This window comes from Apibacter sp. wkB309 (genome assembly GCF_002964915.1).
In the GTDB taxonomy this organism is placed as follows: Bacteria; Bacteroidota; Bacteroidia; order Flavobacteriales; family Weeksellaceae; genus Apibacter.
Window position 1 is genome coordinate 245,059 of the sequence record NZ_PSZL01000022.1, and the last position, 13,254, is coordinate 258,312.

The 13,254-nt window shown below is 31.2% G+C and carries 11 protein-coding genes; 4 read left to right on the forward strand and 7 right to left on the reverse strand.

The window, feature by feature from the left end:
- The first annotated feature begins 5 nt into the window (after window positions 1-5).
- Entirely contained in the window at window positions 6-1,124 is a 1,119-nt protein-coding gene (gene dnaJ, locus C4S75_RS06875) for a molecular chaperone DnaJ (RefSeq protein WP_105297563.1), read from the forward strand.
- Window positions 1,125-1,261: 137 nt separating this feature from the next.
- On the opposite strand, the gene C4S75_RS06880 is transcribed toward dnaJ, so the two are convergent.
- From C4S75_RS06880 to metK, 4 genes are read right to left on the reverse strand one after another with little or no spacing between them, the layout of a single operon-like run.
- Window positions 1,262-1,831: a DUF5606 domain-containing protein gene (locus C4S75_RS06880; protein ID WP_158254229.1), complete on the reverse strand. Its 570-nt coding sequence runs from the start codon at window positions 1,829-1,831 to the stop codon at window positions 1,262-1,264.
- A 42-nt stretch (window positions 1,832-1,873) separates the two neighbouring features.
- Window positions 1,874-2,449, reverse strand: a complete 576-nt coding sequence (gene def, locus C4S75_RS06885; RefSeq protein WP_105297564.1) for a peptide deformylase — start codon at window positions 2,447-2,449, stop codon at window positions 1,874-1,876.
- A gap of 4 nt (window positions 2,450-2,453) precedes the next feature.
- Window positions 2,454-2,864: a Holliday junction resolvase RuvX gene (ruvX, locus tag C4S75_RS06890; protein WP_105297565.1), complete on the reverse strand. Its 411-nt coding sequence runs from the start codon at window positions 2,862-2,864 to the stop codon at window positions 2,454-2,456.
- Window positions 2,865-2,880: 16 nt separating this feature from the next.
- The gene (gene metK / locus C4S75_RS06895; RefSeq protein ID WP_105297566.1) at window positions 2,881-4,149 is read right to left on the reverse strand and encodes a methionine adenosyltransferase; all 1,269 of its coding nucleotides are present in this window, start codon (window positions 4,147-4,149) and stop codon (window positions 2,881-2,883) included.
- Window positions 4,150-4,238: 89 nt separating this feature from the next.
- Between metK and C4S75_RS06900 the strand changes: the two genes are divergently transcribed.
- Window positions 4,239-5,045, forward strand: coding sequence for a M48 family metallopeptidase (locus C4S75_RS06900; RefSeq protein ID WP_105297567.1), 807 nt, complete (start codon window positions 4,239-4,241; stop codon window positions 5,043-5,045).
- Between the two features lie 38 nt (window positions 5,046-5,083).
- Here C4S75_RS06900 and C4S75_RS06905 read toward each other — a convergent pair whose 3' ends face one another.
- Window positions 5,084-5,707: a hypothetical protein gene (locus tag C4S75_RS06905; protein WP_105297568.1), complete on the reverse strand. Its 624-nt coding sequence runs from the start codon at window positions 5,705-5,707 to the stop codon at window positions 5,084-5,086.
- 4 nt (window positions 5,708-5,711) lie between these two features.
- Window positions 5,712-6,728 carry a tRNA (adenosine(37)-N6)-threonylcarbamoyltransferase complex transferase subunit TsaD gene (gene tsaD, locus C4S75_RS06910; RefSeq protein ID WP_105297569.1) on the reverse strand — a complete coding sequence of 339 codons (1,017 nt, stop codon included), beginning with the start codon at window positions 6,726-6,728 and terminating at the stop codon, window positions 5,712-5,714.
- 2 nt (window positions 6,729-6,730) lie between these two features.
- Here tsaD and C4S75_RS06915 point away from each other — a divergent pair, with 2 nt between their 5' ends.
- Entirely contained in the window at window positions 6,731-11,206 is a 4,476-nt protein-coding gene (locus C4S75_RS06915) for a hypothetical protein (RefSeq protein WP_105297570.1), read from the forward strand.
- 46 nt (window positions 11,207-11,252) lie between these two features.
- Here C4S75_RS06915 and C4S75_RS06920 read toward each other — a convergent pair whose 3' ends face one another.
- Window positions 11,253-11,570 carry a TM2 domain-containing protein gene (locus tag C4S75_RS06920; protein WP_105297571.1) on the reverse strand — a complete coding sequence of 106 codons (318 nt, stop codon included), beginning with the start codon at window positions 11,568-11,570 and terminating at the stop codon, window positions 11,253-11,255.
- A gap of 150 nt (window positions 11,571-11,720) precedes the next feature.
- Between C4S75_RS06920 and lpdA the strand changes: the two genes are divergently transcribed.
- Window positions 11,721-13,109, forward strand: a complete 1,389-nt coding sequence (gene lpdA, locus C4S75_RS06925) for a dihydrolipoyl dehydrogenase (protein ID WP_105297572.1) — start codon at window positions 11,721-11,723, stop codon at window positions 13,107-13,109.
- Window positions 13,110-13,254 lie beyond the last annotated feature (145 nt).

The following is a 13,254-nucleotide window of genomic DNA, read 5'->3' on the forward strand; positions in this document are numbered from 1 at the left end:
AAATTATGTCTAAAAGAGATTATTACGAAGTATTGGAGGTTTCTAAGAGTGTAACTGAAGTAGAGTTAAAAAAGGCCTATAGGAAAAAAGCACTCAAATATCACCCGGATAAAAATCCCGGTGATAAAGAAGCTGAAGAAAAATTCAAAGAAGCTGCTGAAGCTTATGAAGTTTTAAGTGATCCTCAAAAAAGAGCAAGGTATGATCAATACGGTCATGCCGGAGTAGGAGGGGCTGCCGGTGGTGGCTTTGGAGGGGGAATGAATATGGAAGATATCTTTTCCCATTTTGGTGATATTTTCGGTAGTGCCTTCGGAGGCGGTTTTGGCGGCTTTTCTTCAAGACCTCAACAAGTTCAAGGTTCCAATTTACGTATCCGTTTATCATTAACTCTTAAAGAAATTATTAACGGTGTTGAAAAGACCGTTAAAGTAAAAAGATTTAAATTAGCTCCGGGAGCTACCTCAAAAAATTGTCCTACCTGTAACGGGACCGGTCAAACGAGAAGAATCATGAATACTCCGTTTGGACAAATGCAAACTCAATCAGTATGTAATACTTGTGGAGGTACGGGTAAAGTTGCGGATCATATACCGCCGGGTGCTAATAATCATGGTTTAATTAAAGTTGAAGAAGAAGTATCCATTAAAATTCCTGCAGGTGTTAGAGAAGGAGTTCAACTGCAAGTTAGAGGTAAAGGAAATGATGCTCCATTTGGTGGAGTACCCGGAGATTTAATCGTTGTGATTGAAGAAATTGAGGATGAAAATTTAAAAAGGGAAGGAGATAATCTTCATTATGAACTATATATTTCTGTACCCGAAGCTATTTTAGGTACGAAAAAAGAAATTCCTACGATTACGGGAAAAGTAAAAATTACGGTAGACTCGGGAACCCAATCAGGAAAAATTCTACGATTAAAAGATAAAGGATTGCCTCAAGTTCAAGGATATGGATACGGAGATTTATTTATTCATATCAATGTTTGGACACCTAATCCGAGTAAACTAACTAAAGAGCAAAGAGAATTTTTTGAATCTATGTTAGATAATGAACATTTTCATCCTAAACCATCAAAAAATGACAAAACATTTTTTGAAAAGATCAAGGATATGTTCATGTAAAAAGTTATCTGGAATTTATATATAGAAAAATCTTTGAGTATCAATGATACTCAAAGATTTTTTTTATAGTTGAAATACAAAAAGGCACCAACTTTACATTGATACCTTTTCATTAATAATATTTAAAATTATTTATACTATTCAGCTTTTTTCTTAGCGGGTGACTTTTTCGTAGATTTTTTAGTTACACCGGCTTCATCTTTTGTATCATCATTTGATATCTCATTAGTAGCTGTTTTTTGTGAAATGTTACTATTTTCTGAATTTTCTTTTTGGCTATCATCCGAAGCTTTAGCTAGATTGTCTTCATAAGCTTTTACGCTTTCTTCAGTTATGATACCGTTTTTAACCAATATATTATACCAAGTAAAAAGCTTTTTTAGATCTGAATTATATACTCTGTCTTCTGCATAATCCGGTTGAGCATCTTTCATTAAAGATCTTAACGTATTGGTATCATTTTTATCAAATTCAATTTCTTTAAATTGATGTTTTTTGGAAATTGAAACTAAAACTGAAATTAATGATACTTCAGAATCTTGAGTATAGATTGAAATGTTTTGCAGTAAACTTACTTGACTATTTGCATTAATAGACAATTTCTTTTGAGCAACTAAATCTTTAACAATGAAACCTCCTTTAGTTTGAGATAATAATTCAAATAAACCGGATTTCCCTGTAATTGCAATGATTTTAGTAAGATCCATATCAATATTGTAATTATATTTTTAGTTAATTTATTTTAAAATTTAATGAGAAGGAAATTTCATTCGGTATTCAGTCTCCACCTTTCCTTTACTAATATTGGCAAGTTTACCTTTTAATAATTTTTTCTTAAGCGGAGATAATAAGTCTGTAAACAGAATTCCTTCAATATGATCGTATTCATGCTGAATAATACGCGCACGAACATCACCAAAATTTTCAGTTTTTTTATTCCAATTTTGATCAAAATATTCAATTGTAATATTTTCCAATCTCTTAATATCTTCTCGAATATCAGGAATACTTAAACAACCCTCGTTAAACTTCCAAAGTTCACCTTCTCTTTTAGTTATTTTCGGATTTATGAAAACTTTCTTACTAAGGGCTAACTCGTCTTTTATGTCAACATAATCCTCATCTTCTGCCAATGGAGAAGCATCAATTACAAATAAACGTATGTTCAATCCTACTTGTGGGGCTGCTAAACCAATTCCATGTGCTTTATACATGGTTTCATACATATTTTCAATTAATTGATCTAAATCGGGATAATCTTTACCGATTTCTACTGTTTTTTTTCTTAAAACAGGTTCTCCATAGCCATAAATAGGTAAAATCATAATTTTATTTTTTCTCTAAATAGGTTTGTAAAATTAAAGTAGCACTTACTTCATCCAATAAATGTTTATTTTCTCTATTTTTTTTATTTTTTCCACTCAAACTAATAAAGTGAGAAGCAATTTTTGAAGTAAATCTCTCATCCACTCTTTCAACCGGAAGATTTGGAAAAAGGGAGGAAATCTTCTTGATTAATTTTTGAATTGAAATTTCTACATCTGAAAGTTCTCCGTTCAATCGAACAGGTAAACCAATAATTATTTTTTCAACGGAATTTTCAGACATATATTTTTCAAGAAATGGAATCAAATTAGAAGTCATAATTCCGGCCAACCCACTGGCAACAATTTGCATATCATCCGTTTCTGCTAATCCGGATCTTTTTTCACCATAATCGATGGCCAGTATTTTTGACATGAAAATAAATGTTAGTTTACAGATTAAAAGCTTCTTTAATTTGATCTAAATAATCTAATTTTTCCCAAGTAAATAATTCTACTTCGATTTCCTTTATTTCTGTCTTTCCATTCTCACGATTTCTTACAAATTTTTTTGTAACGATTTCGTTCTTTCTTCCCATGTGGCCATAGGCTGCTGTCTCCGTATATATTGGATTTCTTAATTTCAATCTTTTTTCTATAGCATAAGGTCTTAGATCGAATAATTTTTCAACTTTCAATGCTATATCTCCATCGGACAGGTTAACTTTTGAACTGCCAAAAGTATTAATATAAACACCGCACGGTTCGGTAATACCAATAGCATAAGAAACTTGTACTAAAACTTCATCAGCAACACCTGCCGCCACTAAATTTTTAGCTATGTGTCTGGTAGCATAGGCAGCAGAACGATCCACCTTAGAAGGATCTTTTCCGGAAAATGCGCCTCCGCCATGAGCTCCTTTACCACCATAAGTATCAACAATTATTTTTCTTCCGGTTAATCCGGTGTCTCCATGAGGTCCTCCGATTTCAAATTTTCCGGTTGGATTTATATGGTAAGTGATATTATCATCAAATAATGCTTTTATTTCATCTTTTGATTCTGCCTTAACTTCAGGAATAACAATTGAAATAATGTCCTTGGCAATTTTGTCCAATACAACCTTTTCATCCTCATCGAACATATCATGTTGTGTAGAAAGAACTATCGTGTCAATACGTATCGGCTTATTATTATCGTCGTATTCAATAGTAACTTGAGATTTTGCATCCGGACGAAGATAGGTCATTATTTGACCTTCTTTTCTTATTCGAGCTAACACACGTAAGATACTATGTGAAATATCTAAAGCCAAAGGCATATAATTATCCGTTTCATTGGTGGCATATCCGAACATCATCCCTTGGTCACCTGCACCCTGTTCTTCTTTATTCTGTTTATCCACCCCGCGGTTGATATCCTGCGATTGTTCATGCAAAGCGGATAAAATACCGCAAGATTCGGCTTCAAATTTATATTCACTTTTCGTATAGCCTATTTTTTTTATAATATCTCTGGTAATATGCTGAACATCAATATACGTGTTGGATTTAATTTCTCCGGCTAATACTACCTGACCGGTAGTAACTAAAGTTTCACAAGCTACCTTAGAATCGGGATCAAATGCTAAAAAATTATCTAATATCGAATCTGAAATCTGATCAGCAACTTTATCTGGATGGCCTTCCGAAACCGATTCGGATGTGAATAAGTAAGGCATATTTTTTGCTTTTATTTTATTATAATCATTGCAAATTTAAGAACATTAATTAATAAATTTACTATATTTCAAAAATTATTACAGAGTTTATGAATTCAAAAAAATGCTTATTATTTTCGCTAGTATCTTTATTAACAGTAGCATGTGCAACTAATCCGTTAACCGGAAGAAAATCGTTAAATTTTGTATCCAATTCTCAATTATTGCCATCTTCATTTCAGCAATATCAAGAGGTTTTATCTTCCAATAAAATTATCACAGGAACTCCTCAAGCAAGGCAGGTGGAAGAAGTGGGTAACAGAATAAAAAAGGCCGCAGAAGATTATTATAGATCCATTGGTAAGTCTTCGGCTTTAAACGGTTATCAGTGGCAATTTGTATTAATTGATGATCCAAAAACAGTTAATGCATGGTGTATGCCCGGAGGAAAAGTGGCTGTTTATTCAGGAATTTTACCTATTTGTAAAGACGACACAGGATTAGCAGTTGTTTTGGGACATGAAATTGCCCATGCTCTGGCAGGTCACGGAGCTGAAAAAATTTCACAATCATATATTTCAGAAATCGGTGGACAGGTATTAGGAGGGGTTACCAATAACCAAGCTTTGCGTTCGGCAATTAACCAATATTACCCCGTAGCCAGTGGCATCACTCTTTTACGTTATGGTCGTAAACAAGAATCTGATGCAGATGAAATGGGTTTATATATTATGGCAATGGCAGGATATGATCCCAGACAAGCCCCTTTATTTTGGCAAAGAATGATTGACGCTACCGGAAGTTCCGATACACCTGAATTTCTTTCCACGCACCCGAATCCTCAAAATAGAATTGCTGATATAAATAAAATAATGCCTAAAGCATTACAATATTATCAAGCTTATAAAGCCAATTAATTTGATTTAGTCTTTATTGGCATGTAATTTGGCTTAAATTAATGACTTTTAATTTGCAGAGAAGAAACAGATATATTCGAATTGATTACCATATAACCAAAACATGATCCTAATTCTTTATTTTTGGATATGGTTGTCAATATTTTACCATTCAAAAGGAATTGAATAGAACTTTTGTCTGTTACGATTGAAAAACTATTCTTTTCCTTTTTTTTATATTTTTGAGTTTTTTGTTTAAAATATATTTGTGATCTTCCTTCTCTTTTGCTCTCGTAAGATATAACTACTTCGTTTTCTGCATTAATTCCGAATAGGAGATAATTTTCAGGATATTTTCGATCATCAGCATATAAAATTATACCCGCAACGCCCTTAGGATTATAAAAATTATTAATTTGTAATAAAGTAGTATAGGTAATATTTCGATCGGATATTGGAAGGGAGAGTAAAGAATAATTTAAAACATTTTTCAAATCAGCCTTCATCAATAAATTTCCTTCTTCAAGTTTAGTATATAGTGCATCTGTAGATATCGTGTCCCAATGATTGATATTGGTATGAAAATCATCGTTAAACAATAGGGATTCTTTTTTACAGAAATTAAAAATTAATAAACTTAAAATAAATAGTAAGCTTTTTTTATAAGAGCTATTACCAATCATAATCTTACATTTTGTATCTAGCGGTAGCTATAGTTTTAAGATCAGAAAATTTATTATGTTCATATTTAATGCTTCCAACCACGGCAATCATGGCTGCATTGTCTGTAGTATATTCGAATTTGGGGATAAAAGTTTTACAATTTTTTTCTAATTCTAATTTTTTTATTTCTCTTCTTAACTCCGAATTCGCCGAAACACCACCGGCAATTGCTACATTTTTAATTCCCGTAATTTCAATAGCCAACTTTAATTTATCTAACAATGAAGATAGAATTGTTTTTTGGACGGATGCGCATATATCTTCGAGATTCTCTTTTATATAATCAGGGTTTTTCTGTACTTCTTTTTGTATGAAATAAAGCACGGAAGTCTTTATGCCACTAAAAGAAAATTTGATTCCTTCCAATTTTGGTAACGGAAATTTAAATTTATCTTTATCTCCATTTTGAGAAAGTTTATCAATTGTAGGTCCTGCCGGATATTCCAGTCCCAATATTTTACCTATCTTATCAAAAGCTTCGCCCGCCGCATCATCCAAAGTTTCTCCCAACACTTCCATATCAAAATAATCATTTACCTGAACAATTTGGGTATGTCCACCACTTACCGTAAGACATAAAAATGGAAATGATATATTTTCTTTAAATTCATCCTCAATAAAATGTGCAAATATATGCCCCTGCATGTGATTAACTTCAATAAGAGGAACATTCAATGACATAGATAACGATTTTGCAAAACTGGTACCAACTAATAAGGAACCTAATAAACCCGGACCACGGGTAAAAGATATCGCATCAATTGCTTTTTTATTTATATTTGCTAATTGAATTGCTTGATGTACAACAGGGATAATATTTTGTAAATGAGCACGAGAGGCTAATTCCGGAACTACACCGCCATAATTTTGGTGTATTTTTTGGGTAGATACTACATTAGATAGTATTTTTTTACCTTGTATTACAGCTGCTGATGTATCATCACATGACGATTCTATTCCTAAAATAATGGGTGTTTTCATTTATGACAAAGTTACTAATTAAAAAAATATTTTTTAAGTCATCCAAGGCAATTCTCTATACATTTTGCATTTTATTTTTATTACTTCTATCTTTAATTATTGTTATAAATTTACCATCTGTTAAAGATAAAATAGCAAAAGAGGCACTTTCCTATTTAAACAAAGAATTTAAAACTTCCATTTCTGCTCAAAGAATTGAAGTTGATTATTTTGGAAATCTTACTTTACATGATGTAGTTATTAAAGATCATCATCAGAATAATTTACTAACCGTAAAAGAATTAAAAGGATATTTAAATACCATATCTCTAATTGAAAATTTGGTAATTAAGCATGTTGATGATATCAAAATTGATCAATTGCGCTTACAAGATCCTGTCATCAAAGTAATTACTTATAAAAATGAAAATCATGATAATTTTTCTATTTTTATAGATAATTTTAGCTCAGATAAACCTTCTCAAAAAAAAGATTTTAAACTGAACGGAAGGGTAGATATAATCAATGGTCGATTTTCAATTGTTAATCAAAATTTACCGTTAGAAGATCAAGTCTGGTTAGATACTTCTGAATTAAATTTAAAAGCTTCAACCGTCGATGTTTTTAATTCGGATGTAAGAGTTTTAGTTGAACAATTTAATTTCAAAGCTAAAAGGCATAAAGAAAATTATACTGTCTATCAATTTTCATCCGATATTCACTATTCAGAAACAGAACTTTCTTTCAAAGACCTTCTTTTTGAATCAGATACCTCATTGTTATTAGGTTCTTTATTTTTTAATCACACCAAAGAAAATGGATTGAGTAACTTTTCGGATCAGGTAGCTTGGAATATGGATGTAAACAAAGGTAGTAAAGTATCAGGTAAAGACATACGATATTTTGTAAAAAACTGGGATACTAATTCTATACTTAACATTTCTTCGAAAGTTAATGGTACTCTTAATAACTTAATTTTAACTAATCCAATCTTATCGGTTAACGGTACTTTTTATTCTTCACCAAACTTAGTTCTGAAGAATTTAGTTACTTCAGATCCTTCCCAATCTTTTAATATAGAAACCAAAGAAACGCATCTTCAATCTTCATATGCTTCTCTTAATTCATGGTTACCGAAATTTATTTCTAAAGAAATACCCAAAATAGTATCTGAATTTGGAACTATGAATTATATTGGTTCATTTTTAATTGATAAAAAAGACCTGAGTGTTAATGGTAAAATGATTAGCTCTTTAGGTACAGTAACAGCGGATGCTCAATTAAATGATTACGCTTCCCAAAAACCTAGATATAAAGGAAAATTAGAAACGTACCAATTAAATTTAGCTTCTTTTATTAAATCAACAACACTAGGTCCCATATCCGCTAAAATTCAATTTGACGGCAGCGGATTTAATCTGGACCATATGGAAACTAAATTTGATGCAAAACTAAATAGCTTAGTTATTAATGGTAAAGCGATTAATGAAATTTCAGCTGTGGGTAACTTAAGAGATAAAATTTTTGAAGGTAAAATTATTTCCGATGACAAATACGCTAATTTTGACTTTAATGGTACAATAAATTTTGCTCAAAAATATATTAAAACCAACTTTGATGCAGACATTAAATCATTAAATTTAGGCTATTTTATTTCTCAAGCCGATAAAAATAAATCATTTAAAGGATTAATTAAAGCAGATATTGAATTCAGCTCCATTGATGATTTGATTGGACAAATCAACATTAATTCAATTTCTATTGAAGATAATAGTAAAACTACCAATTATAATGATATTCAAATTAAAACAAGTTTTGAGGAAGGAAATCGAAATTTAGATATTTTTTCTCCGAACATGATTACGGCCAATATTTATGGTAAATACAAATTAGAAGATATTCCTGATATGTTACAGAAAGGAATTGGTAACCTGGTAGCTAATTTTAAAACTAATAAACGATTTGACAATCAAGAGTTTTCATTTATTTTGGATATTCAAAAGGATTTATTTGATTTGTTAATGATGGATGTAAACTTATCCCCGGGAACAACCATTACAGGAAGGTATGTTGGCAATGGAAATAAGTTACAAGCACAAATGATTTCAGAATATATATATTATAAAAATATCAAACTAACTAATCCGAATATATTTTTAAATACAGAAGATACCTTACGACAATTTATGGGATCTTTGTCCTCTCTAAATATTGACAATACGAATATTGAAAAAATCAATTTTTCAGGATATAATAAAAATGATTCCCTATTTGTTTCCACTAATTTTTATCATGGAAAATATAAAGAAAAACAAACTAATTTTGATTTAAATTTATATCAAACTCAAAAAAATAATGATATTATTATTGGATTTAAACCTTCTAATATAAATTTGGCACAAGCAAAATGGAAACTGAATCCGAATTTTAAATCGGATGAAGCCATTGCGAAATATAATTTATTAACTAACAAATTAGTTTTACAAAAAATTGAATTAACATCTGAAAACTCTGAAATTTTATTGTCCGGAGAATATACCACCAAAAATGAATATACTTTTGATCTGAATTTAAAAGATGTTAAATTAGAAAAAATATTACCTCATAGTTTACTTAAAGATATGTCTTTTGAGGGTGTTGCCAATGGATCTGCCAAAGTACTTAAAAATTCAAGTGAACTAAAACCGCTTGTGGATCTATATATCGATCAATTGAAATTTAATGGTCAAAATTTAGGGAATTTGGCCATGAGAGCAATCTACGATGCTAAAACCAACCGATATTTACTGCAAAGTAAATTAGAAGACTCCGGACAAGATCGTTTTTTAGCTGACGGATATATAGCCAATCAAAATGGTAAGCCTTCTCAATTGAATATAGATTTACAAGCCAATCAAATGAACATAGCTCCTATAGGGACTTTTTTACAAAGTATCTTCTCAAATTTCAGAGGAACTGCCACCGGAAATGTTCAAATTTCAGGAGATATAACTTCGCCTAAATATCAAGGATCCCTGACAATGTCTAAAGTTGGATTTAAAGTTAACTTTTTAGGGGTTGATTATCAACTAACTAAAGATCAAGATTTACAAATATCTGACGGTATATTTTTATTTGATAATATTGAGTTGATGGATACTCAAAGAAAAACTAAGGGAGTAGTTTTTGGACCTTTAATGACTAAAAATTTCTCCGAATGGGGAATGAACCTAGACTTTACTTCGGATAAACTTTTAGTGTTAAATACTACCATGAAAGAAAATGATCTTTTTTATGGAACTATTTATGCTTCAGGTAATTTTTCCATAACAGGAACTACGGATAAAGGTATTGATATTTCAGCAACTGCCATGGCTCTTGAGGGAAGCAGCCTCACAATAAACAGCAGTAGTACAACTAATGCTACCGACATTCAATATATCAAATTCATTCCTGAACAACATAAAGAAGGAGATGAAAAAGAAACTAAACCACCTATGGGATTATCCATACGTGCAGACGTTACAGCAGACAATAAATCTGTAGTTAATCTAATTATCAGCCAAGAAACCGGAGATAAAATAGTGGTTCGGGGAGATGCAAAACATCTAAAATTTGATATGTCAAAAGCAGGAGTGATTTCTATGGATGGTACTTACACAATAACCGGAGATAGTAAATACTATTATAATATGTTTGTTAATAAGGATTTTACTATCGTTCCCGGAAGTACTATCCGATGGGAAAATCGTGGTCCTACCGAAGCCGATTTAAATATTCGCGCTTCCTATACCAGATTAGTAAGTAATATTGGCGATTATTTGGGTATATCTACAGTACCCGCTTCTAATGTAACTGTTTCGGCATTATTAACCGGATATTTATCCAAACCAAGTTTAACTTTTGATATACAAGCAGATGCTTCTTCTTCGGTTCGTGATCAACTCAATACTAAACTAAATAATAATGAAGGGGAAAAATACAATCAAGTTGCCGGAATTGTTGTTTTTGGAAGCTTTTTATCCGATAAGATGGGAGGCAGCAGTTATGCTTCTTCTGCTTATGATGTAGTATTGAAACAATTAACTTCTGCAATAAATAATATAAGTGGAGTATTTTCTCTGGATGCTAATTTTAATGCCGGTTCAAGAGTCGACGATACAAGTGACCGGATCTCTTTAGACCCTACATTTAAAGTAAATCAAAGGTTATCCATAGTTGGATCAGTTAATATGCCTCTGGAACAAAAAAGTGCTGCCGACGTATGGACCTATGGTGCAAAAATTAATTATGACATATCTAAAAACAATGATAAATCGCTAATTATCAATGGATTTTCAAAACCTTCCACTTTTGGGTTGGAAACATCGGTATTGTCCACTACAGGGGCAAATAATCAATCGTATGGCGGGGGGATTGTTTACAAAAAATCTTTTAATAAATTCAGTGATTTGTTTAGTAAAAAGAGAAAGAAAAAAGAAATTATAAAGGATAAAAAGGATTCCGTTAGTACTAACTAATGGTTTCCAAAATTAATTATAGCGTTATTAATTATTATCAACTTTATTAAAACCACCCTTTATGATTTAAAATATAGGTCTTATAAAATTCTTTATCAGATTTGATAAGGTACAAAATTCCTTCAATTAATCCTATAATACCCATTACAATTGCGCCTCCACCACAAGTAAACCATGAAGTTAATAAAGTAATTAATAACATAATTAAGCCTTCTTTATTATACCCTAAATAAAACTTATGAATACCAAAACTACCTAGTAGAATACCACAAATTCCGGCTATTAATTTTTTACTATTAGCATCTTTAAGTTGATCTTGTGAAATTTCATATGAATTACTATAAGTTTGATTCGTTTCTTGCATATATTTTTATTTATATTAAATATTAATAAAACCGTAATCTTATAATATTTTTTAAATTATAAACAAATATTATGCATTTTTTTGGTTTATATATATAAATCTTCTTTTTGGAAAAAAAATAGTATTTTTGTCAACAAAATAATCTGTACCATGAATTATGATATTATAGTTATAGGTAGCGGGCCCGGTGGATATGTTGCTGCTATTAGAGCCGCTCAATTAGGTTTTAAAACAGCTGTAGTAGAGCGAGAAAATCTAGGAGGAATTTGTTTAAACTGGGGATGTATACCAACTAAAGCTCTTATTAAAAGTGCTCACGTATATGAAGAAATAAATCATGCTGAAGAATTTGGATTGAATAAAACCGAATCATCTTTTGATTTTTCTAATGTTATTAAACGCAGTAGGGGAGTAGCCGATAAAATGAATAAAGGGGTTGGCTTCCTTATGAAAAAAAATAAAATTGATGTAATTAACGGAAATGCCAAAGTTAAGCCCGGAAAAAAAATAGAGGTTACTGATAAAGAAGGTAAAGTAACAGAATATTCAGCATCTCACATTATTATTGCTACCGGTGCAAGATCAAGAGTATTACCTAATTTACCTCAAGATGGTAAAAAAATAATCGGTTATAGAGAAGCTCTCACTCTTCCAACAATGCCTAAATCTATGATTGTAGTTGGTTCAGGAGCTATAGGTATTGAATTTGCATATTTCTATGCAACCATGGGAGCTAAAGTAACCGTAGTTGAATTTTTACCTAATATTGTCCCTGTTGAAGATGAAGAAGTTTCCAAACATGTTGAAAAATCTATTAAAAAACATGGTATAGAAGTTATGGTTAATTCTTCAGTTGAAAGAGTTGAAACTCAGGGAGACGGAGTTAAAGCTTTTGTTAAAACAGCGAACGGGGAAATAACTTTAGAAGCAGATATTATTTTATCTGCAGTAGGTATTACCGCAAATATTGAAAATATAGGATTAGAAGAGGTAGGAATATCTACAGATAAAGGAAGAATCCTTGTTGACAGTTTTTACAATACAAACATTCCGGGTTATTATGCCATTGGTGATGTTATTCCCGGCCCTGCTTTAGCCCACGTAGCTTCTGCAGAAGGAATTCTTTGTGTTGAAAAAATTAAAGGTATGAATGTTGAACCTATTGATTATGGAAACATTCCGGGATGTACTTATTGTTCTCCTGAAATCGCTTCTGTGGGTATGACAGAGAAAAAAGCCAAAGAAGCAGGTTATGATATTAAAGTGGGTAAATTTCCTTTTGTAGCATCCGGAAAAGCAACTGCTAACGGTGACACTGATGGTTTTATAAAAGTTATTTATGATGCCAAATACGGTGAGTTATTAGGTTGTCATATGGTAGGTAACGGAGTTACTGATATGATTGCGGAAGCTGTAGCTGTGAGAAGATTAGAAGCTACTTCACATGAAATTTTGACTACTGTGCATCCACATCCGACTATTTCAGAAGCATTTAAAGGTGCAACAGAGGCGGCATATGGAGAAGCAATCGATTTATAATATTGTTTATTAATTATATAGTTCTGTTTAAATAGTATGAATTCTTATTCTATTTAAATAAATATATAATGGATGCAAAATATAATTTTAAAATAAAAGACTATCTATTTATAAGATAGTCTTTTATTTTTTAACTTATTGATTA